This is a genomic window from Paenibacillus sp. FSL W8-0187, from assembly GCF_037969755.1.
Taxonomy (GTDB): Bacteria; Bacillota; Bacilli; order Paenibacillales; family Paenibacillaceae; genus Paenibacillus_AQ.
Genome location: NZ_CP150206.1, coordinates 374010 through 399930 on the forward strand (window position 1 = coordinate 374010; position 25921 = coordinate 399930).

Genomic DNA, 25921 nt, shown 5'->3' on the forward strand with positions numbered 1-25921 from the left:
ATTTGAATAATAAGGGTGATGCAAGAACTTAAAGAGATGAAAGGGTGTGAGACGTTTGGCAGCAGCAATCCGTGAATGTGTGGAACAAGACTATGTTATTGAGCATGTGAAGCAACGATTTCATTGCACGGTATTATGGTGTGAAGGGCGTGCATGCCTGGAATATAACGGCGAGGAAGAGCTAGCGCGAATATCGGATTACGTAAAACAAACGTTTGATAAAGAGCTGCTGGACGTATTTTTCACAGCTATTGAAAGCCTTCCGCTGGATGATTAAAGCATGATTATCTCATGCATTCCCTTGGCTGTCTTCGGATAGGGGCGCGACTCCCCTCGTCTCCATACCTTAAACCCGCAAAGAGCGGATGCTTTTATATGAACGTGTAAATGATACAGCTCAGAAGATCCCCCATACAGCAAAAGACACTGACCGCAGGCCAGTGTCTTCTTCATGTTCTGAAGCAGGAACATACTTATTAATGCACAAGCCGTTAGGAACAGTGCTAGCAAAAACACTCAGGTTGATCCGGAGGTTCATTTTGCTGCACGTCGTCTGGGGAAGTTGTTGTGGTGTCGTATGCCACTAATGCATGGGTGGCGTGACTAAGAATGGCACCTGCGCGAGTAGTCGTTGCTACGAATACAGCTTCAAGGATTTCTTCTCGTGTACCGCCTAATTGTTTGAATTTCTTCACATGAACGTCGATGCAATAAGGGCAACCTGTAACATGGGCGATGGCCACGGCAATCAGTTCTTTTGTCTTTAGCGGGATGTGATTGAGTGTCTGGTAGACGTCTTTTTCAAAGGCTAGAAAAGAGGCGGAGGCCTCGGGGGCAAGCTGCATAAGCTCGGGAATTTTCTTTAAGTTGGAAGAGTCGTAATAATGGGTCATAGCGGTCTCTCACCTGTCCCTCTCTTTATCCGGCAGGAATTGATCCCGAAAATACGGTTGATGAAGCAGATTCGAGTCAGGACATTAAACAATAAAACTAGCCCGATCAGACCGATGTACCTCCAGTTACTATCTAGATAAAAAAGAACAAACAGAAGAGGGAAACTCAGAATGAACCGGAATAACCGGTCGATACCACCGACATTTTTCATATCATACCTCCGCATCATTGGAATTAATTCCATCTTAGCGGGATATCGAATCCTTTTCCGTGACTAAGTCACGATAAGTATTGCTGGATGATCTCCTCTAGAGCCAATCGATCGGTAAGACGGATATTCCCTCTGGATAGCGACAGGATTCCTTGGTTTTGAAAGTCCTTTAGCATTCGACTAATGACTTCCCGGGCTGTTCCTAGCTCTACGGCTAACTGTTCATGCGTGATCTTCAATGCTGTTAGATCGTCATTCGTATTCGTATATAAAAAATGGGCAAGTCGATAGTTCATCGGTTTAAATGCAATGTCCTCGAGAAGGTTCGTAACGGCCGTTATTCTCTGCACAAATTGCTGATAAATAAATTGTCTAAGAGGTTTGTTATGATCCATCCATTCTCTAAATACGCCTACCGAAATAAGCAAAATTTCGCTTTCCACTTCAATTGAAGCCGAGGCTTCATATTCCGATTCTCCCAGAATACTTGCCATCATGAGCACGCAGCTTTGCCCGCCTTGGACTCGGTATAAGGTAATTTCTCTTCCTTGCTCACTAATCTTATGAATTCGGACGCTTCCCTTCACCATAAACATCGCATGCTGCAGCATATGGCCCTCTTGAATCCTATGCGGAGTAGAAGGGTCTATGGACACGAGCTCAGCGTGTTGCCAATCACGATGCGGAATCGTGGACAGGAAAGGGAGAACAGCGGTTATTCGATCAATTTCAGAGGGATTCATAGGGGGCTCCTTTTACAATTGAATTCAGCGTCGTAAACCTGGAAGTGTTAATTCTCATTATAGGCCTAATTAATATTAGATGGTGATTATATGTGATTTCAGGGAAAGTGAAAGGGTGTAACGCAGGCTAAGGCTTTGGCTTGTCGGGGCTGAGCTGTGGAATAGTGAAATGATCCCCAAACCTGTCGTTTGGGGATTCTTAATGAGGGGCATATGTAATGGAGGGTGTTTGAGGGCTGCAGGATGATTAGATAAACGACCCATGAAGTTCACGATTACTCACTTATGGTATCTAAGACCAGGGCCGTTAGCTGGTGCACGGTATGTTCGTTTAATGGACGTTGAATCTGGTACATAGCCATACTGCCGGACATGCGGGCCGTAATGTCAAAATGCCACTTCGTTAATCCGCTGCCGGATAGAAGTTGGTTTCGATAGGTATGACGATGCAACAGTGGCAGCTTCTCTAATTTATCAACCGCACGTATATGCAGTTGACGGCAATCCGTTTTAACGAGCTCAAAGATGCCAGCCAGCGGCAGGGGCTTGTTGGAGAATTGGGATGTAACGGGGATGGCGAACTTGGTTTCACGGTCGAACAAGGGCCGGAAATGACGGGAGTCCATTCCAAAAACTTCGAGGCTTTCCTGCCAAAGCTTTTGTTGAGGGTAAGCTGGCGTTACATAAGGAGTATTTTGCTGATCCAGCGTCACAGCGATGACATCATCCGTTACCAATTGATATCCTTTCTGCAGAAAGGCAGAGGCCAGCGTCGACTTCCCGTGTCCCGAGTGGCCGATGAAGGCATAGGCTTTATGGTCAATGACTACCGCACTGCCGTGCAGGGGGAGTATTTTACGCTGCAGTAAAAGGGCACCCATACAAGATCCAAGCACGTACAGCCGGATTTTATCCTCTGCAGCGCCCTTCTCTGGGGAGACAGAAATGGTCGTCCCGCCCTCTATTGCAAAAACAGCGAGTTCAGGTACTCTGAACATGACCCTATCTTCGGTACATAAGAATGTTTTATTTGACTTATCAGGTCTTCCAAGCCATCTTTCGGTCAGATCAGCATAACGGATGACAATATCGGCAAAAGCATCCGGGAGGACGACGGGCTGTAACTCAGGCAGGGGAATGTCACTATGGATGGAAAACCCGAAGGCCTTATATGCGGTTGGCTTATACGTTTGAAGCATGGTCCTCACTCCAATGATTAATATGCGAAAAAAAAGATAGCCCATATACCCGATCAGGCGTATAGGGGCTCTTTTTATCAGAACATGATGACTTTATATGTTAGCTGGTGTGAACCATTTCATCCGGATCCGGTTGCACTGCATCCGGAATCGCACTACCAGGACCAGCCATGGTCATTTTGATGTCAAGAACCTCCAAAGCAGGTACGCTCCATTCCTTTTTCATATAGATTCACCTCCTTTCAGAAATTTTTTTGTAGGAATCGATACAAAATTACGCTGCGCATAAGCAGTTTAATGGCGGGATTGTAGGCTTGATTCGGGCTGATCCCTTGGCGGGCTTCTGCTAAGGCATCGTGTATGACAGGCATGTTGATGATCTGCTGCATTCGGGAATCGTGGGATACACGGTCCAGTTCTGCTAAAAACACAGGCCAGTCACTTAGCATTCGGTGGATTGAATCTGCTGCTTGAATCCCTCTTGTTCGATGGTTGAGACGGATGGAATCAGGGAGCCAGCCTTTAGTAGAACGACGAATTAAAGCACGGTCCATCCCTTTCTGAACGAATTGCTCCATGGGAGTTGATAAACAGAAGCGGATAACCCTTAGATCATTCGAGGGATCATGGCTCCATAAAGAGTAACGAAGAGAAAGTTTACAATTACTTGTACCGGTTGCACTCCACATGTTGACTCTTTCGAAATGCACTCTTCTCGCTTCCAAGGGGTCGTCAGGCAGATCGTCTGTCGAGCCGATTCCCGTAAACGTAAGGTCATGGAGTTTCTCATAAATACCCACTCGTTTGGCGTAGTCGGAATTGATTAATTGTGGGAAATCGCCGGAAGCGATTGAAGAGCTTCGCTGTTTCAATACCGGGATAGCTTTACGACCGACAATGGAATATAGCCGTCTGCGACCCACTCCGACGTACCTGCTATATCGTTTAATTTCCTGCGTTAGCTGAAGCCACTTGAGGTTCTTCAGGAGTTTGGTGTAATATTCGATCGCAGGTCCCCAAGAGATGCTGTAATTTCCTCTGGCTCCATTAAGCAGAATCCCGATATCTCGTTGTTCTGCATGCTCGAAAATGCCCCTAAGCCAAAACGAATTATCAAAAAACTTATATGGAGACTCCAGGATGTCAATCCAATCATCGATTTCCGTGAAAGCACTTCTTCCGGAGAAATCCAAATAGTGGTCGTTAATGTTCCCCACGAATTGTACCGTTTGCTTAATGAGAGGTCTCTCGTCTGCAAGTCTGTGCTTCGGCGTCCAATCCACAAATCCGGTTTCTGGCACGTAACTGAAGGTATGTAACGAACGTTTTTCATGCTCTAACGCTCTGGCCGCAAAACTAACCACCGAACCTGAATCCAATCCTCCGCTGAGATGAGCTCCGACGTTTCGCTTCGTTCGCCGAAGCCGTGCGGTTACGGCATTGTTGAATATTTCCCGGAAAGCCTCCTCATACTCTTCTGATGATGCCAGTTGCAAAGGAATGACATCCGAGAGGCTATGGTATCGGCTAATCGATACGTTATCATTCTTAATGATGATTTTATGAGATGGCGGTAGCTGAAGGATGTTTTTGTAAATCGTAGTGGATACATCCGGTGGTTCAAAAACGCCATGGATTGCCAGAAACTCAGCCAGCCATGTTTCATTGATTTCTTTATGTATAAAAGGTAATGAAAATAAAGGATTAATGGCCGTACAGAAGCAGATCTGCTGCTCATTATGATGGTAATAGAGCGTCCTTGCGCCTGAGAAGTCCCTGGCTCCGAAAAGGAGCTGCTTTCTCTCGTCCCAAATGATGAAAGCAAAGTCCCCGACCAACCGTTCCGGCATTCGTTCGGACCATTTCTCATAAGCAAGGAGCAGAACTTCACTGTCTGTCATATGTTGCCTCGAGTGATGCGGCACTTGCAATTGATCCATTAATTCATCGCGGTTGTCGATAATGGCGTCAGCCGTTATGGCAAGCCCCCGGTTCGAATCGTAGTAAGGTAAACATTCCTGGACGGATTGCTCCGTAATCCACTGTGCATGACAACCCAACATGACGTGATCCATGTTCCATAACCTGCTTTGGTTGGCCGGATATTGCCTCAAAGCCTCCATGATAAGTCCGCCATGTTCCGACTGGACCGCTTCCCCATTAAAACGATAAATACCGGCAATAGCACTCATTTGAATTTCCTCCAATTGGACCAGAACAATCACTGCTTGATACCTATTGTATCGTAGTCATTATATAACATGATACAATACGTATCAATGTTTTTTTTATTTATTATTTTTCTTGCTTGGAAAAGGATGTACAACCTCGATTAAAATTCTTTTATGTCTTGAGCTAGTGTTGAACAGGATTAAACAAAATAGATAAGCCAGTAGAACACCGAAGGAGTCGTTAATCACATCATAGATCCGGCCTCCCCGAAAAAAGAAAAGCTGAAGAATCTCCGTTAAAGCAGCGTAGATAATAGCCCAATAAAAAGCCGATTTATATTTCCCGAAATTTGAAGCGAGCAAGGCAAGAATAAAGAATCCGATAAGATGGCCTATTTTCCGTAAAATCCAGTCCTGGCTAGCCCATTGGAAATCAAGCCTTAACAACTCCGACCAATCGGGATTCGGATTGAGTTGGAAATCAATAATATGATATTGGATTAACAGATTGAAGTTAACGGAGCAAGTGAAGATAAACAGGGCAAGAGCCCAGATGATCGTAAGAACGATGCGCATAGCAGAGCCTCTTTTCATAAAAGCGCTTCAATATTGGGTGCATTCTTATAAAATGCAGGAACAGGAATGGCCGTTGATACATAATGTATCTAACTAAGGTTGTATATTATAGCAGCTCTACACTTATTTCAAGTTTAAAAACAGCTTTTTTGATAACAAGACAAGATGAATGCCTTCTATTCATCTTAGTTAAGCGTTTACAGAATGCATGTTTACCACTTGAAGCAAGGAGGATATCAGCATGGCTGACAAGTATACCCATTACATGAAGATGAATACATGGTCATCTAGCGATGAGATGCTCTTGGAAGACTTAAGCTTCAACTTTAACTTGCTTGATGAGGAAATGATGAGCCGGGGTATTAACGTTAAGTGGTTTGGGGCTGTAGGTGATGGTAAAACAGATGATACTGCGGCATTCCAGGCAGCGATGGCAATGTGTGATAAGCGTTATAAGCTGTTTGTGCCGGCAGGCAATTATCGGATCCGACAAACGATAGAGAACAATAGTCGTGGGATCTATGGAATTGCTCCTTATGTGGATAGCGGACAAATGGGGACTCGAATTATCTGGGATCCCCTCGACACTACAACGGATTTGCTCCCTTGTATTAGAATTGCAAATGCTGGAGTAAGAGCAGTTTTTGAGGATTTTGGAGTTTATGGGGTCTCGCAATATAACTCAAGACAACTCATCAACTGGATTAATAAGGAGTTATTTGAACAAAGTTTGTACGATATGTTTGCCGTAGGTCCAGCTGCGTTCGAAGTAGCAGGATCAGCGACACCGATATTTAGAAATATTGCTACATCCGGAGTAAAGGTTGGACAGCTTCTTAACAGTAACAATGGGCATGTATCCTCATACGAATGTTCCTGGAACGGATTAATTGGCGTATATTGCCGTATCAACACGGGGGATTATTTTTATCAAGGCGGCAGTATAACAGGAGCATTCTGCGGCATCATGTTCGGTACGATATTAGCGGCTGGACATCGCGGGGGGTTCAATGCCAATATTCATAGAACGCATCTTGGATTTTCACCGTACGCTATTTATCAGTGCATTGACAGTGGACTTGATGACTATAAGGCAGCTCCTGTAGTTATAGGATTAAGCGGCATCTACATGAATGCTCAGTTTGAGCAATGTGGAGAAGCTGCAATCAAACTATTGAGTAAATCTTTGACTTCGAATTTAAGAATATTCGGCTTCGGCTTTACTTGGTCAGTAACAAGTTATACAGGAAATCCTTCAAAGTGGGAGTACTCGATGCCGGATGAACTGATACCTGCTGGTGAAAAACAAAAATATGCAGCTTGGTTTGGAACCGTTACAGCTCCGGCGACATTTAATGACGAACTTGGAGTATTAAAGAAATCGAATGCTCAGGGTGCCATTGGAACAGCATATATTGATATTCTAACCGGGGATAAGGAATCCGATTTGACTGGTTTAGGAGCAGAGGATACGGTGATTCGCAGAAAGATTACTCCTTTATACAAAAGCGCTGACTTACAAGCTCGTATGAAGGAAAGAGAGCATCGCACGTTAATGCCGGTATCAGCGCCGAACCTGCTCAAAAATCCAGAAGTACTATCGAACTGGACGATAGTAAATGGAGGCGTACTTAGTCTTGTCACAGCAGACCAAGTGCCGATCCCTATTAGTAATGAGATGAAGCAGGTCATCGGTCCGCATCCGGTCATTTTAAAAATCACGCCAGATGGAGTACGGTCACCGATGATGGCGATCAAGTTCAATAGCCAGACACTGCCGTATCGTGGAGATGCAAACAGAAACTTGGCCATGCAATATTTCATTTTGCAAACGGAGTATGAAAGCGGCTCGTTATATAAATCAATGGGCCGAGTAGCTGCCCAGAATGCGGAGTATATTTTTAACGATGCCATCACTTGGCGTGAAAAAGGTTGGAAGCATCTTCGTGGGAGAGAGCTTGCAAGTCAAACAGGTTTATTGAATGAATTCAGCATATCTTTCATCCCCAAAGTGGGAGAAACCTATATTGCTGGGGTGATGGTGACGTGGGATCATATAGGGGCGTATTCTCCGTATCCACATAGCTATATGACCGATTCCCTGGAAATCGAGGGTCCAGGAAACGGAATTATACTGACGGACTCCGTAACAAGAGCCAGATATCAATTATCCATTATCAACGGCAGTTTGCAGATTACCCCAAAATGATAACTGTCTTGTTAACCGATGATCCTCTTCGGTGAATCAGCTTTGTTGATCTCGTATATCAACAAGGCTGATTTTTTTTGCGGTTAGAACGAAAAGGAGACGGCATTCATGATACATTTTGTGTCATTTTTATGTAAATTCATGAAAATTAACCTTGACATGATACAAAATGTATCGTAAATTATGGAATGTAAAATATACAGATTGTATCGAAGAGTTTGAAAATCAAGGCATGTTTTTCAATCCATAAAATAAGCGGAGGTTTGCAGCCGAATGGAACTCAAACAATATTTCCGAGTTGTTCAGAGAAAATGGTGGTTGATTGCGGTTATTGTCGTAATTGCAATGGTAGCAGCCGCTGTAAAGAGCTTCTATTTTACGACACCTATCTACGCAGCGAACGCTAAGTTAATAGTAAACCAATTCTCGGGCGACAGAGCGGCGACACTCAATGCAAGCACGATTCAAACTAGTATTTTTCTGATCAATTCGTACAAGGAAATTATTAGGTCCTCGGCCGTGATGAACAAAGTGGTTGAGCAGTACCCCGAGCTGGGTGAAAGCCCCTCACAAATTGCTGCCAAAATATCTGTTACCTCGGCAAACAATTCGCAAGTAATGAATTTGGTTTACGAAGATGTCTCTTACGCCAAGGCCGCCAGTGTCGTAAATGCTGTCTCCACGGTATTTAAAGAGCAAATTCCAAACATTATGAATGTGGACAATATAACCATTCTGAGCGAAGCGGATCCAACCATATCTCCTGCGCCTATCAATATAAATCCGGTGATGAACATGTTGATTAGTTTTGTTATCTCACTCCTTCTGGCGATCGGCTTTATCTTTCTGCTCGATTATTTGGACGATACCCTCAAGACCGAAGTGGAGATTGCAGAGATTATGGAAGTACCTGTGCTTGCTGTCGTAGGAAGGATCAGCAGAAAAGAGCTGAAGAGGTCCACAAGATCGAAAGCTATTCCAAAACAAAAGGCAGGTGAGAGTCAGTATGCGTCGCTCCATCAATAACCATAATCTGATCGTTTCCGCCAATCCAAAATCGCCAATTTCAGAGATTTATCGACTGCTTCGAACCAAGATCCAATTCTTTTATAAAGAACAGGAATTGAAGACCGTTACGGTGACATCGTCACAGCCTGGAGAGGGCAAAAGTACTGCGATAGGCAATTTGGCGGTAGCTTATGCGCAGGAAGGCAAGAGTGTGCTTCTGATCGATGCAGACCTGCGAAAGCCCTCATTGCACCGGATGTTCTCGCTGTTAAACTCCCAAGGCTTAAGCACTCTGCTTGCGGGAGACATAAGTCTTGAGGAAGCGATTCAGGAAACGGCTGTTGAACGATTATCATTGCTGCCATCCGGACCGGTCCCCGTAAATCCATCGGAATTGATCGATTCACCGTCTATGCGGGAACTGCTAGAGCTGTCGAAACTGCAATATGATGTCATTCTTGTCGATACGCCATCGGTGCTTTCCGTATCGGACTCCGTAATTGTCAGCGCATTATGCGATGGAGTCATTATGGTAGCTGCAACCGGAAAGGTAAAGAAGGATCATCTTAGAAAGGCGAAGGAGCAGTTGGACCATGTGAATGCCCGAATATTGGGGATTGTGCTGAATTAATCGAAGAGAACGCCCGCAAGGAAACGGCTTTCAGGCAGGAATGGTATTAGGCGAAGAAATGAGTAAGAAAAGGTAATGTCTGCTGCACCTCTATCACTGCAGACACTCGGTTACGCTGTGGGTCGTATCGACCTTAGACATGATTGTCGAGGGTGTAATGTGAGGACGGGTTCAATGCCCTTTTTTCATGAAAGGCTTAGCTATGTTCTTTTCTACAGAGAAGAGTATATAGCTGAGCGTTTCTGCTAAACGGACAATGAGCCTACCCGTTGTCTATATAAAAAAAAGAGTTGGAGAGTGAATGGGTGATGAGGAGAGTAAAGAAAGCCATTATTCCTGCAGCGGGGCTTGGTACACGTTTTCTGCCTGCAACGAAAGCAATGCCAAAGGAAATGCTTCCGATCGTGGATAAACCCACCATCCAATACATTGTGGAGGAGGCCGTGGCATCGGGAATTGAGGATATTATCATAGTGACGGGTAAAGGCAAGCGTTCCATTGAAGACCATTTCGATCATGCGTTTGAACTGGAGCATAATTTGCTCAGCAAGGGGAAGTATGAATTGCTTAATGAGGTTCGGCGCGCTTCGAATGTTGAAATCCATTACATACGCCAGAAAGAAGCCCGGGGTCTAGGCCATGCCGTTTGGTGTGCACGTAATTTTATAGGAAACGAGCCGTTTGCTGTCCTGCTAGGGGATGATATTGTCCAATCCGATACACCGTGTACTCGGCAATTGGCGCAGCAGTTCGAACGCTTGCAGAAGTCCGTGATAGGTGTTCAAACCGTACCCGATGATCAAACGCATCGCTATGGTATCGTGGCTCCGCTGGGTAAAATGAACCGCTTGTATGAAGTGGATTATTTTGTAGAGAAGCCTCCTGCCGGTCAAGAACCGTCGAAACTAGCCATCATGGGCCGCTACATATTAACTCCTGAAATTTTTGATTTTTTGGAGCATCAAGAGGAGGGCGCTGGTGGAGAAATTCAGTTGACGGACGCGATCCAGAAGCTGAATGAAAGTCAGGGCGTATACGCCTATGATTTCGAAGGCACCCGATATGATGTAGGTGAAAAGCTTGGATTTATTATGACAACTCTTGATTTTGCACTTCAAAATGAGGAGCTCCGCAAACCCCTTCTACAAGGTATGGAGACGATTCTTGAAAGAGAGTATTCAAATTCAAATAAAAATTAATAGCTGAAGAGGTGTATCATCCATGTCTCCCAATCCGCAACGTAATGAAGTAGACGTTGTGTTCGAAGTAAATAAACGATATGCAAACGATTTGGCATTAGAGGCGGAACCTAGAGTTATGTATCTGGCAATAAAACGTGTCATGGATTGTGTATTGGCCTTCATCGGTCTTGTTCTGTTGTCGCCACTCTTTGTGATTGTGTCCATTCTTATAAAACTGGAGGACCCGAAAGGGTCTGTTTTTTTCTACCAGACACGCATCGGTAAGGATGAGAAGCCATTCCGAATGTACAAATTTCGCTCCATGGTATCGAATGCAGAAGAACTGCTTGAGGAGCTATTGGATCAAAATGAAGTCAGCGGTGCTATGTTCAAAATGAAGAATGATCCTCGTATTACGAAGCTTGGGAAATGGATTCGAAAGACGAGCATTGATGAGCTGCCTCAGCTGTGGAATGTTCTCTGCGGCGAGATGTCTCTGGTCGGTCCAAGACCGGCATTACCAAGAGAAGTTCAATTATACAGCAATTACGACAGGTTGCGATTGAGGGTAAGCCCTGGCTGCACGGGATTGTGGCAGGTGAGCGGTCGTAACAATTTAAGTTTTGATGAGATGTTGGAGCTGGATCTGGAGTATATCGAACGAAGAGGCTTGTGGATGGATCTGAAATTGATACTTCAAACCGTCAAGATCATGATCCTTCCGAATTCAGCCTATTAACTGAGGCGTGCTATTGGAATTTTTGAGGGAGATAGGGTGATTGGAAAATATGGAGAGGATCGCTGGATTAAGCTCTTGGAGAAGGAACGCCGCACGAACGATTCGTGGGTCGATACAGGTCGGGGTCATTATAGCGAGCGGTACTTTGATTGGATTGCTCAGTTCCATTGACACTCTGCATATTAAACTGCTGGAATTGGTATTCCTGGTCTTATGTATGCTGATCGGGCTGTATATCCAGTTTAAGAGCCCCCATGTTCTTATTCCATACTCACTTTTGATATGGACGATCAGCCCTGAGGTAAGACGCTTGCTCGACTGGTCGTTTCAGTCGTACAGCGATACATCGATTATCATGCTGACTCCGTATTCTGTTTCATTGATATTACTTATAACAACGCTCAAACACTTTAATCGGATCGATTCGAGAATAAGACTGATCATAAAAATCATTGGCGTGGCATTGATATATGGGTTTATCCTCGGTTTCATGAAATATGGGCTGTCTTCTGTATATGACTTGATAAGCTTATTTGTTCCATTCTTAGTGCTGCTATACGTGAGTGCCAGTCAGTTCGATAAGGAAGTTTGGGACAAATGGCTGAGAAGCTTTGCTTATCTTGCGGTCCTTGTTGGAGTTTACGGCATTTATCAATACTTGGTTTTGCCTCCTTGGGATCATTTCTGGATGACAACCGCGGATATGAACTCAGTCGGAATACCGGAACCTCAGAAATTCCGGGTATTCTCTCTGCTGAATTCACCGGGACCAGCAGGCATGTTTCTTGGGTTTGCACTAGCCATTATGATTGTGCAAAAAAAGTGGAGATCGTTTGGCATTGTAGGCATCATGATCGTCGCGTTTGCGCTTCTGCTCACTCTAGTTCGGGTTGGATGGATTACGTGTGTAATAATGATCGTTGCCTATTTTGCCCGTTCCCGATTAAAGAGCAAAGTGCAGTTGGTAGCCTTAGGTGTCATTATGGTGCTGGCGTATACCTTTATTCTTCCGCTCTTGCCGGGGGCCAATCAGGTATCCTCGCGCATTAGCACGTTCGAGTCATTGGAGGAGGATCACTCTTTTAATGAGCGGTTGGACTTTGCTAAATATATTATCTCGGATGTGATATCCAATCCCATTGGAAGAGGACTGGGCAGTTCGGGACTGGGGGTCAAGCTAACCCAGAGTTCGAATACAGTGGCTGTATTTGATAATGGGTATTTAAATTTGTTTTATTCATTTGGTTTACCCCTGGGACTGGCCGTTATTTTTTTATTAGGATATCTGTTCGTGATTCTCTTCAAGATCAGCAAAACAGAGAAGGGTTATGCTCCGATTTCCTTTGCAGCTATCAGTGCGATTCTATTTCTGTTATTAGGAAGCAATGTATTGAGCGGATTAAGCGGATATATTCTGCTGCTGATTATCTCACTCGCATTTCCATATGCGTCTACAAATCGGAGGGAATTATAGCATGTTAATCGTTTTTTTAGGCGACTCCATTACGGAAGGATTAGGTGTCATTCGCTCCAATACCAATTATGCCAACTTGTTGCAGGCACAGCTCAAGTCACTGCTTTCCCAGCCTGTTGATATCATGAATTTCGGCTCCAGCGCCATGCAGGTAAACGAATCAAGGGCGAAGTATGAACAGCGTATTATGGAGCTGCAGCCGGATTTCATCGTGTTTGCCCACGGCATTACGGAATCCATTGTACGGGAACAGAAACAGTATTTGAATTGGCTGCCCAGACGGTGGCGAAGGCCCGGTTGGATGGACCCAAGACCTTATTTTTCGACTCGAAAAGCGCGGAGACTTATGGAAAAGGTGGAATCGGCGATTCGATGGAGAGTAAAGGTGACCCTGATTAAAGTGTTCGGCGGCAGACCATGGATGAGTCTCGAGGAATTTAGACAGCATACGACCGAACTTATTCTGAACATTCTGAATAACAGCCCGAAGACCAAGGTGGTGCTGCTTACTCCCAGTGATATCGAGGAGAAATATTTTCCGGGATCTGTAGAATCAATGAAGCGGTACAGAGGTATATTGCACGATATTTGCGAGAACAGCCAAGATTCAAACCGGGTATATCTGTGCGACACATCCCAAGTCTTAAATAAATGGAGTGATTACTTGGAAGATCGGTTTCATCCGAATGAACTGGGACACAGTAAAATTGCTAAAGCGTTGCTCAGTGCCATTCGTGAGGATTCCCTTGCAGCACAACCATGGATGAAAGAGGTACAACGATGAGAATCTGTTTTGTTACGCACAAGGTGAAGAAGGGAGACGGACAAGGCAGAGTCAATTATGAAGTTATTGTGGAGGCCTTAAAGCAAGGGCACGAAGTGATCGTGATATCCTCAGAGCTGTCGGAAGACCTCCGAAATCATTCCCAAGTGGAGTGGATTAGGATCAATGTTAGCAAAGTCCCGATCGCCTTGCTGCGAAATCAGTTATTTGCTATCGTTTCCGCATGCTCAATCTGGCTTCGTCGAGCCCGTATTCAGCTAGTTGTGGTCAATGGATTCATAACTTATGCCCGGTCTGATATCAATTGTGTGCACTTAGTTCATAGCGCGTGGGTGAAATCGAAGTATCATCCGTTTCGGGAAAAGAAAACGATAAGAACGTTTTACCACTTCGTCTATAACGGGATCAATGCCGTTCTGGAGCGAATCGCACTGAAGAAAACCCGGCACATTATTTCCGTATCTGAGCAGGTGAAGCAGGAGCTTGTCCGGGATGCAAAATTAGGCGGTCGGCGCATTTCAGTCGTTCATAATGGCGTTGACACGAGTGAATTCTATCCACGGCCGATCAATAGAGCCGATTATAAGCTGGATGAGCATACAGTCTATGCCTTGTTTGCAGGAGATTTGAACTCAGGCATAAAAAATCTGGATACAGTGCTTCGTGCGTTATCCGAAGTGGAGCATGTTCATCTGCTGGTTCTAGGAAATGCAGAAAGGAGCCCATATCCGAACTTGGCCGAACAATTAGGAATTTCGAACCGTGTTCATTTCCTCGGGTATCGGAAGAATATCGCAGATTTTATGGCGCTAGCCGACTTGTTTGTTTTTCCTTCAAGGTATGAGTCGTTCTCGCTTGTCATTTTAGAAGCGATGGCATCAGGCCTGCCTGTGATCATGAGCAACCGCTGCGGCGTGGTTGAGCTTCTGTCTGACGATGCAGCCATAGTCTTGGACAATCCGGATGATGTCCAGACTCTGACCAATGCAATCAGAGAACTATCCTCCAATCCGGAACAATTAAGAAGGATGGCACGAAGAGCGAGGGAACATGCGCTCCAAAACGACTGGGAGGCCATGGCGATCAAATACATGGAAATATTCAGAGAGACGATGAACGCTCAGTCAGGCATCCTGCCGATCGACAGGCTTGAAGGGAAAGAACGGTATGTTGAAAATACATATACTCAAAAATAAAAGAAGTTGGGGCAGTCTTGGCAATGTGATGCAAACATTTGCATCCAATGTGTTAATCCTCGGTGTCAACGTATTGACAGGTATTATTATCGCGAGGACTTTAGGCCCTGAGGGCCGTGGAGAACAGGCAGCCATGATTATGTGGCCGCAATTCTTGGCGTACTGTTTAACTTTAGGCATTCCGTCAGCGCTGGTCTATTATATGACAAGAAAAGATGGGAACCAGGGCTCGCTCTATATCACCGCGTTGATTATGTCGTTGATTCTTGGATGCGTGGCCATAGCGATCGGTGCTGCACTCATCCCGTTCTGGATGAAGGAATACTCACCGGAAGTCATTGAATTTGCCGTGTGGGCACTGGCAGTTTCGCCGCTTGCCATACTAGGCACCATTAATATAGCAGCCTTACAGTCTAGGGAAGAATACCTCTTGTATAATTTCATGCGATATATTCCGGTCCTGGGTACACTGATTCTGCTCTGTGTTCTTGTTGCAACCGGGAATGTTACGTCATTTTATACATCGATCGTATATCTTTTTCCCGCTATCCCAATCACCATATGGATAACAATCAAGCTGGTCTTGCATTATAAAATGAAGCAGAGGAACAAGTTGGAATCCGCCAAAAAGCTGCTCAGTTATGGGGTCCGTTCCTATGGAACCGATGTGGCCGGGACCTTTTCCGGTTATATTGATCAGATTTTGGTAGTAGGGTTACTATCGCCGGCCAGTCTTGGCCTATATGTTGTATCGCTGAGCCTGTCAAAAATTTTAAATACGATTCAGACTGCGATTACCTCAGTGTTGTTTCCCAAGGCGTCCGGACTTCAACAGGCGGAAGCCATTCGACTCACGTTCAAAGTTTACCGCGTTAGTATGCTGGTGACCCTTCTTGTAGGTGCCTCGGTATTTCTTATTGCACCGTATCTGTTAATTCTCCTGTATGGACAGTCATTCACGGATGCTGTTCCGATATTCCGAATTTTAATCTTCCAAACGGGGATTGCGAGTCTTTCATGGATTCTTTCACAAGGCTTTATGTCTACTGGCAAGCCGGGGGTAGTTACCATCATTAGAGTATCAACCCTTGGGCTTAATATTGTGCTGCTGAATATTCTTATCCCGATGCTGGGAATTGAAGGTGCGGCAATTTCGCTGTTGATTACATCCGTCGTGGAATTTGTTCTGATCTTCCTGCTCTATACGCTGAAGCATCATATTAAACCACGGGACTTTATCTTGACGAAGAAGGATATCGTATGGCTGCTTCAGCGTATTCGTATTCAATTGAGCGGCTAAGGAGTCATACTGTGCCAATTGAGCTAGCTTTACCGTTAAATCTTATTGAAGAAAAGAGAGATTATGATGAATATACTTACAACTGGAATGGGTTGGATCGATATTCAGCATGGCGGGTTAAACCGTTATTTTGCGGATTATATGAAAGCTATGAAGGAGTATGGCCATACCGAGCTTGGACTTGTCGTGGGTCCACAGGGGGCTAGTATACAGACTGATCTTAATATTATCAATACTACGGAAGGAACAACAAATCACGATCTCCTATCTCGAATGAGATCTGTACAGAAGCGCTCCTTTCAAGCGGTAGGCAGCTTCCAGCCGGATGTGTATAATCCGCATTTTGCACTCTATTCGGCTATGGTTACTAGGAGGAAAATTCCGCCGCATGTCCCGATCGTTACTCATTTTCAAGGGCCTTGGGCGCTGGAATCCAAGATTGAGGAGAAGAAGCAGAGCGGAGTCATGACAGAGGTGAAGTGTTGGCTGAAGAAACAAGTAGAACAAATAAGCTATCGTCGTTCCGACAGCTTCATTGTTTTGAGCCAATATTTTAAACAGATGCTTGCAGAGAACTATGATGTGAACGAGCGGGACGTTCATGTTATACCAGCAGCCGTGGATCATGAACGCTTTCGTCCTCATCCCAATCGGGAGCAATTAAGAAAACAGCTGGGTATGTCAGCTAATCAACCTATACTCTTCTGTATAAGAAGATTAGTCCGCAGGATGGGAATTGACAGGCTGATTCATGCCATGGTAGATGTGATCAAGATACATCCTGAATCTCGCCTGTTCATTGGTGGAGATGGACCCATGCGTGCGGAATATGAAGCGTTAATCGGTCGGCTTGGACTCTCTTCGCATGTTAAATTGCTTGGAAGAATTTCCAACGAAGAGCTTGTTCAATACTATCAAGCTGCGGATATCAGTGTTGTTCCGACACTTACCTTAGAGGGATTTGGTCTTATTACTGTTGAGTCTCTTGCATGTGGAACGCCTGTGTTAGGAACTCCATATGGGGGGACCAAAGAGATTTTGCAGCAATTGTCGAATGACTTACTGTTCAAAGACGGGACATCTGAAGCCATGAGCGAAAAAATTATTGATGTACTCAATAACAATTCATTTTTGCCAACCCGGGAAACATGCAGGCAGCATGTGATGAATCGGTATACATGGAGCAGGGTGGCTGAGGCTGTGACCGGGTTATTTACAGAAGAAATCGAGAAGAGAAAGGTACTTAGAACATGAAGATTGCCTTCTACAATCATACGAGTACCGTGAGCGGGGCCGAGATTAGCTTATTATTGACCGCCAGGCATTTAACCAAAGCCCATCCGATATTGTTCGCGCCAGAGGGGGAGCTTCTTCAGAGGGCCCGCAGTCAAGGGCTTGAAGCAGTCGGTATACCAAGCTTTCGTGCAAGGTTAACTAAGAATCCCCTTCTTCTTGTTATATACGTTTTCGGTATGTTATGGGCAGGTTGGAGGCTAGCTCTTCTTATGAAGCGAAGCCAGGTAGATCTTATTCATGCCAATTCGATTCGTGCTGGTATGATGGCATCATTATTCGGGTGGTATCATAGGCTTCCTGTCGTATGGCATTTGCGAGATATGCCGCCTAAGGGAATCATTGGAAAGCTTATTCAAAAATTAGCCGTTCATACGACGCAAGCCCTCATCGGTATTTCTGAATCGGTTATCCATAGTGTGGATCATCCCTCCTTACAAGAGAGGTGCCATCTCGTACATAACGGAGTAGAACTGGTTTCATTTGATGCGGGGGAAAAACAGGACATAAGGGCACGGTTAAGGTCAGAGCTCGAAACACCGCAAGATGCGAAGGTGCTAGCCATAATTGGCCAGATTGCCCCATGGAAGAGGCAGGAAGATGCAATTGAAGCATTTTCAAGGTTTGCGGTTGAAGAACCGGATGCGGTTCTATGGATCGTTGGTGAGGCTAAATTCAGGCAAGAGAATGAACGTTATCTCGAGAGTTTAAAGGCCAGAGCTAGGACGTTAAAACTCGAAGATAGAGTTAAGTTTACAGGGTTTAGAGATGATGTACTGGAGATCTGCTGTGCAGCAGATCTCCTTTTATTATGCTCAGAGAATGAGCCGTTCGGGCGTGTAATTATTGAAGCTATGTCGCAAGGCATGCCGGTTGTTGGCAGTCTTGGAGGCGGCGTACCTGAAATTATCCAGAGCGGTGAAAGTGGGCTGCTGTATGAGACTGGAAACATCGAAGAGCTTACACGCTGTATCCGGCAGGTACTAAAGGATAAACGAATGTGGTCGGCGCTTAGCCATAACGGGCAATCACGTGTACGAGATCACTTCTCAATTAAGCAGACATCTCAAAAAATTGAGCTGATCTATCAACAGCTGTTGTCTAAGCCAGGAATGAAGCAGGTGGAGCAACAGCATGCAAGGGAGCTGGTATAATGCGGGATTTGAAAATAGCCATTGTGCATGATTACCTCAATCAAATGGGGGGAGCCGAACGAGTGGTGGCTGTATTACATAAAATGTTCCCCGAGGCACCAATTTACACAACCATCGTCGATCGCAACAAACTACTCCCTGAGTTACAGGACGCCGTTATTCATACGACTTGGATGCAGCGAATCCCGGGGATATTGAATAAATTCAAGCTTTATTTCTGGCTGTACCCATTCTCAATAAGGTCTATAAACGTGAAGAGCTACGATCTTATTCTTAGTTCCAGTAGTGCTTATGCGAAGGGGGTTCGGAAGGGCAGGCAGAGTCTTCATGTCTGTTATTGCTATACACCGATGCGCTTCGTTTGGGACTTCGATACGTATATGGAAAGCATTCAAGTCCCCCGTTTGGTGAAAAGAATTGCGAAGTGGCTGATCACTCCTCTAAAGAGATGGGATAAAAATAACTCTGAACACGTGGATCGTTTGATCGCTATTTCCACAATCGTGAAGGAGCGCATTAAACAGTGTTATGGCGTAAATGCTCCAATCATATTCCCTCCCGTAGAAGTTAGCCGGTTTAGCGTCAAGGAAGGGGAGCCTGAGGATTATTTTCTTGTCGTCTCCCGATTGGTGTCTTACAAAAAAATAGACTTGGCGATTGAGGCATGCACCCAGAGTGGTAAGCGTCTGATCGTAATTGGAGATGGACCGGATCGACCAAGGCTGGAGCAGCTTGCCGGGGATACGATCACTTTTCTTGGAAGAAAAAGTGACGAAGATGTTGTCCGCTACATGCAGAATTGCAAGGCGTTGATATTTCCCGGTATTGAGGATTTTGGCATAACCCCGCTTGAAGCCAATGCATGTGGCAGACCGATTATTGCCTACTATGGAGGCGGAGCGCTGGATACCATTATAGCTGAACAGACAGGATTATATTTCGAGGAGCAGTCGATAGACTCCTTGGTGAAGACGATTAACCGGTTCGATCAATATGATTGGGACCCGCAGTATATAAGGCAGCATGCTGAACAATTCAGCGAACACATATTTATCGAACGGATGCAATCCATCATTGAATCTTCGCTGAATTCAAGAGAGATCAATTCGACCATTCCAGAACCGGAGGGAAGTTATTAGCATGCATATTGTTCTATTGTCAGGAGGCAGCGGAAACCGATTGTGGCCGTTGTCTAATGAGACACGTTCCAAGCAGTTTCTTAAAATATTGAATAACGCAGCTGGCCAACGTGAATCGATGGTTCAGAGGGTATGGAATCAGCTTGGCAAGATGAACTTAACCCAGACCGCTGTTGTCGCAACCGGAAGATCGCAAGTTGAACTGCTTCAAAATCAGCTGGGACATGAGGTCGAAATCATCGTTGAACCAGAGCGAAGAGATACGTTCCCGGCTATTGCCTTAACAGCCGGTTATTTATACTCCGTGAAGGGTGTCAGTCTGAATGACGTTGTCATTGTGCTTCCGGTGGATCCTTTTGTTGAGGATCATTTCTTTGAGAAAGTAAAGGAACTGGAAGCGTTAATGTTTGAAACGGAAGCCGATCTTGGATTAATGGGGGTTTCGCCAGATCATCCCTCTTCGAAATTTGGTTATATTGTACCGCAGTCCGTATCGCAGTTAAGCAGTGGGATGGAATTTCACAAGGTCAGCCATTTCGTTGAGAAGCCTGAAGAACAACACGCTGTTCAACTGATGGAGCAATCAGCGCTTTGGAATTGCGGCGTGTTTGCCTTTCGGCTCGGTTATCTTATCAATCATCTTATAGAGCAGTCTCTTCCCATTCAATATGATGAATTACTTCTGCAGTATAATCGAATGCAAAAAACGAGCTTTGATTACGCTGTGGTGGAGAAAACAAATAATATTGTGGTTATGCCTTATAGCGGCCTGTGGAAAGACTTAGGCACATGGAATGTGCTGACAGAGGAAATCAAAAACCCCTTAGTTGGGCGGGGCACATTGAGCGAGGATTCTTCCAATACACATATTATTAATGAGCTGGATATACCAATAACCGTCATAGGTGGTCATAATTTGATCGTTGCTGCTAGCCCGGACGGAATTCTTGTATCTGAGAAGAATGCCAGTATGCGGCTTAAAGAGGTAGTCAAATTTGGAGATCAACGGCCCATGCATGAAGAGCGCCGCTGGGGACGCTATCGTGTACTGGACTATACTAAATATCCGAACGGGTGCGAGGTATTAACGAAGCGCATCTGTATTCTGGAAGGGCAAAATTTAAGCTATCAATACCATATGCTGCGCAGTGAAGTGTGGACGGTAATATCCGGAGAAGGTGAAATGATACTAAATGATGATGTCCGTCATATTAAAGCTGGCGATGTCATTGTCATTCCGATCGAAGCGAAGCATAGCATAAGAGCGATAACAGAGCTTGAGATCATTGAGGTTCAGACAGGTAGTGAGCTCATTGAAGACGATATTGTAAGACTGGCCATCAGGTGGGAGGAAATCATTCATATTGTTTCTGTGTAACATGGATTTTCACTACTCATGGGAGTGATAAGAGATGAAATTAACGGTAGTTGGAACCGGGTATGTCGGATTGGTCTCGGGCGTATGCTTTGCTGAGCTTGGGAATGAAGTTATATGCGTCGATAAAATCGAACAGAAGATCATGCAGCTTAATCGTGGAGAGGTACCCATATATGAACCCGAGCTTCAACAATTAATCGTTACTAACCAAGCAGCAGGCAGATTAAGCTTTACAACTGACCTAAATGAATCGGTCAAGTGCTCGGATATTGTAATTATCGCAGTAGGAACGCCATCCTTGCCTAATGGTCATGCCAATCTGAGCTACATCGAACAGGCCGCTAAAGAGATCGGTCGAGCCGTGAATGGTTACAAAATTATCGTAACGAAAAGCACGGTTCCAGTTGGCACCAACGAGAAGGTTCGGGAGATCATTTCGGAATATACGAATGAATCGTTTGATATCGCATCGGTTCCTGAATTTTTACGTGAAGGAACAGCGGTCTATGATACGTTGAATCCTGATCGTATCATCATTGGAACCGACAGCGAGAGAGCGGAGAGACAACTGGTTGATCTTCATAAAACGTTGACCTCGGATATCATCGTAACCGATATTCGAAGTGCCGAGATGATTAAATACGCCTCGAATGCTTTTCTGGCAACCAAAATATCTTTTATAAATGAAATTGCGAATATATGTGAAAAAGTTGGAGCTGATGTGACGAAGGTAGCCTCTGGTATGGGCTATGACAGACGCATCGGCTCTTCATTTTTGAAAGCGGGCATTGGTTATGGCGGGTCCTGCTTCCCTAAAGATACACAAGCACTTATTCAAATAGCGGGACAAATGGATTATGATTTCAAGCTCTTGAAGTCCGTTGTTGAGGTTAATCGTGATCAACGATTTAATGTGGTCCGCAAGCTCGAGACTTTACTGGGTAATTTATCCGGGGCGACAATCGGCATTTGGGGGTTAGCGTTCAAGCCAGAGACTGATGATGTTCGTGACTCTCCCGCGTTCGAAATTATTGCTGCCTTGCAGGAGCGGGGGGCCAGAATTAGAGCTTATGACCCTATTGCATCCGACAATTTCAAAAATCACTCAGATTTCAAACAGATCATTTACTGTCAAGAAGCGAAGGAAGCGGCTTGGCAGGCAGACGCACTGTGCATTCTGACCGAATGGAAGGAATTCGAGCGCATCTCGTTAACCGACATTGCCGAATGGTTGAATTCACCTTATCTGATTGATGGAAGGAATATATACACAGAGGAGCAGTTGGCCAATACCCAGCTTGTTTATTACTCGGTTGGCAGGCCCAATATGCGGGGCGGGATTAAGGAAAAGGCACCATCTCTTGCCTTGTAGGTCAATGATTGTATGTAAAACATGTACTCACCATCAGTATTATAAATTATGGATAAAGGGGAAGATTTATCGTGACTAAGAATGCACTCGTTACTGGAATAACTGGACAGGACGGCTCTTATTTAGCGGAATTACTGCTGGAGAAGGGCTATAAGGTTTATGGACTGCGTAGAAGAACTAGTACTCCAATCATGGAGAATATCGAACATATTCAGAATGAAATTGAATTTATCGATGGTGATTTACTGGATCAGGGTTCACTGTTTAATGCGGTGCGCATTTCGAATCCGGACGAGGTGTATAATCTGGCAGCCCAATCTTTCGTAGGCACTTCATGGATTCAGCCTATACTGACAGGACAATCAACAGCGATTGGTGTCACCAACATGCTCGAGGCTGTACGCTATGCAAAGCCAGATGCAAGATACTATCAGGCATCGAGCAGTGAGATGTTTGGTAAAGTGGTGGAAACGCCTCAGAAGGAGACAACCCCATTCTATCCGCGCAGTCCTTACGGTGTAGCCAAGGTATACGGGCACTGGATAACCGTTAATTATCGCGAAAGCTATGATATGTATGCTTGCTCCGGCATTCTGTTCAACCATGAGTCTCCTCGCAGAGGCGTGGAATTTGTGACCAGAAAGGTAACGGACGCGGTGGCAAGAATTAAATTGGGACTCCAAACAGAGTTGTGTTTGGGCAACCTGGATGCCAAACGTGATTGGGGATTTGCAGGCGATTATGTAAAGGCCATGTGGCTCATGCTGCAGCAAGACAAGGCAGAGGATTTTGTTATTTCAACAGGAGAAACCCATACCGTAGAGGAACTTGTCGCCATTGCCTTTGGTCATGTGGACCTCAACTGGAGAGATTATGTTGTTATTGATGAAAAGTTCGTTCGTCCAGCTGAGGTGGATTTATTGCTAGGGGATTGTTCAAAAGCGAAAGAGAAGCTCGGATGGAAGTTGGAGGTTGGATTTGAGCAAATGGTTAAGATGATGGTCGATAACGATTTGCAGAAAATCTCCAGCAATAATAATTATTTGGTACACCAATGAAAGCCTTAGTTACCGGAGTTAGTGGTTTTGTTGGCAGGCACCTAGCTCAAAACTTAGTTGATCATGGTTATGAAGTATGGGGCGCATCACGTGGGGCGCCTTCTTTCATGCTAGAAGGAGTGCATATCCTTAAAATTGACTTCTATGATAAAGAAACGATAACGAATGTTATAGAAGCAGTAAAACCGGATGTTATCTTTCATCTATCGGGTCAAAGCTCAGTCCAGTATTCATGGGGTCATATTAATGAAACCTTTCAATCAAATGTAATGGATGCTATCGGACTATTTGAGGCTGTCAAGGACTCCTCCATAAAAAGCAGCGTAAGAATTATATCGATAGGCTCGTCGGAAGAGTATGGATTAGTTAAAGATTTACCGATCGTGGAGGACGCAGATACGAATCCAGGCAACCCTTACGGGTTGTCCAAACTTACTTTGAGTAAGTTGATACTCTCATATTGTAGTGTTTATCAAATAAATATCATTCACGCCCGAGCCTTTAATCATATAGGCCCGGGCCAAGCCCTGGGTTTCGTAACAAGTGACTTTGCCAACCAACTGATTAAGATAGAGTTGGGTAAAGCTGAGCCGGTAATCTCTGTTGGGGATTTAAGCAGTAAACGAGATTTTACAGATGTGAGAGATATCGTAGAGGCGTACCGGTTGCTTTTTGAAAAAGGTAAATCGGGAGAAGTCTATAACGTGTGCTCCGGTAAATGTGTCTCCATCCAAGACATCCTTACGCTGCTCGTATCCTTTTCTTCCAAGCCAATCGAGGTTGTGATAGACAAAGACAAATTAAGACCAAATAATGTTCCTGAGTATTATGGCTCGAATGGTAAGTTGACGGAGGCGACCGGGTGGACCCCTTCAATCTCTTTAGAAAATAGCTTGAGGGATATTTACATGTATTGGAAGGAGCGGCACTTATATATAACTTCTGAGGAAGTGCAACTGACATTAGAAAGCCAGCAGATCTGATTGGAGGACTTTTACGCTTACCAATTTATATAGATAGGGGGTGGATACCTTGATTATTGAAGATACCGTTATGCTGGACCTGAGTGATATCTCCAAAGAGCTGTCTTTTTTACTCTATCTTCTCCGCAATAACACGCATGAAGAAATTCTCATAAAGCAATATGCATCAGATATCGATTGGGATATGTTCATGAAACTCGCGCTGCACCACCGAGTTTATCCGCTTGTATATCTGCGACTTAAAGGGGTGGATGCATCCCTCATTCCACCCGAGGTTATGGCGTCTCTCCAGCAGCATTATCATAATAACGTGATGAAAATGCTGCATTTAAGCAGGGAAATGAGCCAGCTTTGTGAGGCGCTCAAGGATACTGGGGTGCGTACACTTTTGCTTAAAGGCCCTATACTAGCTACACAGCTCTATGGGGATCTGGCACACAGGACTTCGAAGGATTTGGATATCTTGGTGGATGCGGATGACGTGGAAAGAGTTGAACGGGTGCTGGTACAGCTTGGGTACGAATTGCAGGATGAACGTATCTTGGGAAATTGGAAGAAAACAAGCCATCATTTGTCCTACGAGCATAAGAAACATTCAGCGCAGATCGAAGTTCACTGGCGTCTGAATCCTCATTATAACAAGTCATTTTCCTTTGATTTATTGTGGGAGCGCAGGAATGATGTGATGCTGTCCCATCAGATTTATCATTATCTGGGAAATGAGGATTTGCTAAACTATCTGGCCGACCATGGTGCCAGGCATGGTTGGTTCCGGCTGCGTTGGCTGATGGATATTGCAAGGCTGCTTCCCATGATAAACAGCAACGATATGAAGGCCCACTTTGAGCGATATGGGGGACAGCAATATGTAGGGCAGGCCTTTATTCTTTTATCGCGACTGTTCTCAGTCGACATTCCGCACGATATGACTGTATTAACGATAAACTCCAAAGCCCACCGCCTTGCACAAAGTGCACTCTACTATATTAAAAGGATCGTCAAATTGAACCCGGTGCCGGAGAAAAGCGTGGCATGGCGTTATAACCGTTACCTATTCTCGTTAATGACGGGAAAACAGAAAGTTTTGTATATATGGAATAAGTTTCTGCCCAATTCGCGGGACGCTTCGGTACTGCCATTACCCAAATCACTGCACTTTCTGTATTATCCGCTCCGGCCATTTCTCTGGTTCTGGCGGCGTATGAAACAACCATCGATTTAAGGTGCA

General features: G+C 44.8%; 25 protein-coding genes. 18 read left to right on the plus strand and 7 right to left on the minus strand.

From position 1 onward, the window contains the following. Positions 1-46 precede the first annotated feature (46 nt). Positions 47-277 carry a hypothetical protein gene (locus MKY48_RS01690; RefSeq protein ID WP_339292123.1) on the plus strand — a complete coding sequence of 77 codons (231 nt, stop codon included), beginning with the start codon at positions 47-49 and terminating at the stop codon, positions 275-277. A 226-nt stretch (positions 278-503) separates the two neighbouring features. Here the strand turns inward: MKY48_RS01690 and MKY48_RS01695 are convergent, their stop codons facing one another. The 7 genes from MKY48_RS01695 to MKY48_RS01725 all read right to left on the minus strand — a co-directional run bounded on the left by MKY48_RS01695 (position 504) and on the right by MKY48_RS01725 (position 5794). Continuing rightward, a complete protein-coding gene (locus MKY48_RS01695; RefSeq protein ID WP_339292124.1) occupies positions 504-893 on the minus strand; it encodes a carboxymuconolactone decarboxylase family protein in 390 nt (129 codons plus the stop codon). After that, positions 890-1138, minus strand: a complete 249-nt coding sequence (locus MKY48_RS01700) for a DUF2892 domain-containing protein (RefSeq protein WP_339269546.1) — start codon at positions 1136-1138, stop codon at positions 890-892. The genes MKY48_RS01695 and MKY48_RS01700 overlap by 4 nt, the downstream gene beginning before the upstream one ends. A gap of 35 nt (positions 1139-1173) precedes the next feature. Continuing rightward, complete coding sequence (locus MKY48_RS01705) at positions 1174-1848, minus strand: Crp/Fnr family transcriptional regulator (protein ID WP_339269548.1); 675 nt, start codon at positions 1846-1848, stop codon at positions 1174-1176. Between the two features lie 275 nt (positions 1849-2123). Beyond that, positions 2124-3047, minus strand: a complete 924-nt coding sequence (locus MKY48_RS01710; RefSeq protein WP_339269550.1) for an aldolase — start codon at positions 3045-3047, stop codon at positions 2124-2126. Positions 3048-3147: 100 nt separating this feature from the next. After that, a complete protein-coding gene (locus MKY48_RS01715; RefSeq protein WP_114149298.1) occupies positions 3148-3273 on the minus strand; it encodes a paeninodin family lasso peptide in 126 nt (41 codons plus the stop codon). 16 nt (positions 3274-3289) lie between these two features. Further along, positions 3290-5239, minus strand: a complete 1950-nt coding sequence (locus tag MKY48_RS01720) for an asparagine synthase-related protein (protein ID WP_339269552.1) — start codon at positions 5237-5239, stop codon at positions 3290-3292. 96 nt (positions 5240-5335) lie between these two features. Next, positions 5336-5794, minus strand: coding sequence for a VanZ family protein (locus MKY48_RS01725; protein WP_339269554.1), 459 nt, complete (start codon positions 5792-5794; stop codon positions 5336-5338). A gap of 241 nt (positions 5795-6035) precedes the next feature. On the opposite strand from MKY48_RS01725, the gene MKY48_RS01730 reads away from it, so the two are divergent. The 17 genes from MKY48_RS01730 (at position 6036) to MKY48_RS01810 (ending at position 25915) form a co-directional block, all read left to right on the plus strand. After that, a complete protein-coding gene (locus tag MKY48_RS01730) occupies positions 6036-8003 on the plus strand; it encodes a glycosyl hydrolase family 28-related protein (RefSeq protein WP_339292125.1) in 1968 nt (655 codons plus the stop codon). 273 nt (positions 8004-8276) lie between these two features. Beyond that, the gene (locus tag MKY48_RS01735) at positions 8277-9029 is read left to right on the plus strand and encodes a Wzz/FepE/Etk N-terminal domain-containing protein (RefSeq protein WP_339292126.1); all 753 of its coding nucleotides are present in this window, start codon (positions 8277-8279) and stop codon (positions 9027-9029) included. Beyond that, positions 9010-9642: a CpsD/CapB family tyrosine-protein kinase gene (locus MKY48_RS01740; RefSeq protein WP_339292127.1), complete on the plus strand. Its 633-nt coding sequence runs from the start codon at positions 9010-9012 to the stop codon at positions 9640-9642. Before MKY48_RS01735 ends, MKY48_RS01740 begins: the two co-directional genes overlap by 20 nt. 308 nt (positions 9643-9950) lie before the next feature. Continuing rightward, a complete protein-coding gene (gene galU / locus MKY48_RS01745; protein ID WP_339273360.1) occupies positions 9951-10841 on the plus strand; it encodes a UTP--glucose-1-phosphate uridylyltransferase GalU in 891 nt (296 codons plus the stop codon). 22 nt (positions 10842-10863) lie between these two features. Further along, positions 10864-11562, plus strand: coding sequence for a sugar transferase (locus MKY48_RS01750; protein WP_127594056.1), 699 nt, complete (start codon positions 10864-10866; stop codon positions 11560-11562). Between the two features lie 49 nt (positions 11563-11611). Further along, entirely contained in the window at positions 11612-13036 is a 1425-nt protein-coding gene (locus MKY48_RS01755) for an O-antigen ligase family protein (protein ID WP_339292128.1), read from the plus strand. A 1-nt stretch (position 13037) separates the two neighbouring features. Beyond that, positions 13038-13820 (plus strand): GDSL-type esterase/lipase family protein, encoded by a 783-nt coding sequence (locus MKY48_RS01760; protein ID WP_339292129.1) that lies wholly within the window; start codon positions 13038-13040, stop codon positions 13818-13820. Further along, positions 13817-15016 carry a glycosyltransferase family 4 protein gene (locus MKY48_RS01765; protein WP_339292130.1) on the plus strand — a complete coding sequence of 400 codons (1200 nt, stop codon included), beginning with the start codon at positions 13817-13819 and terminating at the stop codon, positions 15014-15016. The genes MKY48_RS01760 and MKY48_RS01765 overlap by 4 nt, the downstream gene beginning before the upstream one ends. Then, entirely contained in the window at positions 14988-16316 is a 1329-nt protein-coding gene (locus tag MKY48_RS01770; protein WP_339269569.1) for an oligosaccharide flippase family protein, read from the plus strand. Before MKY48_RS01765 ends, MKY48_RS01770 begins: the two co-directional genes overlap by 29 nt. 66 nt (positions 16317-16382) lie before the next feature. Further along, on the plus strand, positions 16383-17570 hold the full coding sequence (locus MKY48_RS01775; protein ID WP_339292131.1) for a glycosyltransferase family 4 protein: 1188 nt from the start codon (positions 16383-16385) through the stop codon (positions 17568-17570). Continuing rightward, positions 17567-18763, plus strand: coding sequence for a glycosyltransferase family 4 protein (locus MKY48_RS01780; RefSeq protein ID WP_339292132.1), 1197 nt, complete (start codon positions 17567-17569; stop codon positions 18761-18763). Before MKY48_RS01775 ends, MKY48_RS01780 begins: the two co-directional genes overlap by 4 nt. Then, positions 18763-19902, plus strand: coding sequence for a glycosyltransferase (locus MKY48_RS01785; protein ID WP_339292133.1), 1140 nt, complete (start codon positions 18763-18765; stop codon positions 19900-19902). The genes MKY48_RS01780 and MKY48_RS01785 overlap by 1 nt, the downstream gene beginning before the upstream one ends. Position 19903: 1 nt before the next feature. Beyond that, the gene (locus MKY48_RS01790; protein ID WP_339292134.1) at positions 19904-21280 is read left to right on the plus strand and encodes a sugar phosphate nucleotidyltransferase; all 1377 of its coding nucleotides are present in this window, start codon (positions 19904-19906) and stop codon (positions 21278-21280) included. Between the two features lie 34 nt (positions 21281-21314). Further along, positions 21315-22652, plus strand: coding sequence for a UDP-glucose/GDP-mannose dehydrogenase family protein (locus MKY48_RS01795; RefSeq protein ID WP_339292135.1), 1338 nt, complete (start codon positions 21315-21317; stop codon positions 22650-22652). 71 nt (positions 22653-22723) lie between these two features. Beyond that, entirely contained in the window at positions 22724-23710 is a 987-nt protein-coding gene (gmd, locus tag MKY48_RS01800; protein WP_339292136.1) for a GDP-mannose 4,6-dehydratase, read from the plus strand. Next, positions 23707-24693 (plus strand): GDP-mannose 4,6-dehydratase, encoded by a 987-nt coding sequence (locus tag MKY48_RS01805; protein WP_339292137.1) that lies wholly within the window; start codon positions 23707-23709, stop codon positions 24691-24693. Before gmd ends, MKY48_RS01805 begins: the two co-directional genes overlap by 4 nt. A 49-nt stretch (positions 24694-24742) precedes the next feature. Then, complete coding sequence (locus MKY48_RS01810) at positions 24743-25915, plus strand: nucleotidyltransferase family protein (protein ID WP_339292138.1); 1173 nt, start codon at positions 24743-24745, stop codon at positions 25913-25915. Positions 25916-25921: the final 6 nt, after the last annotated feature.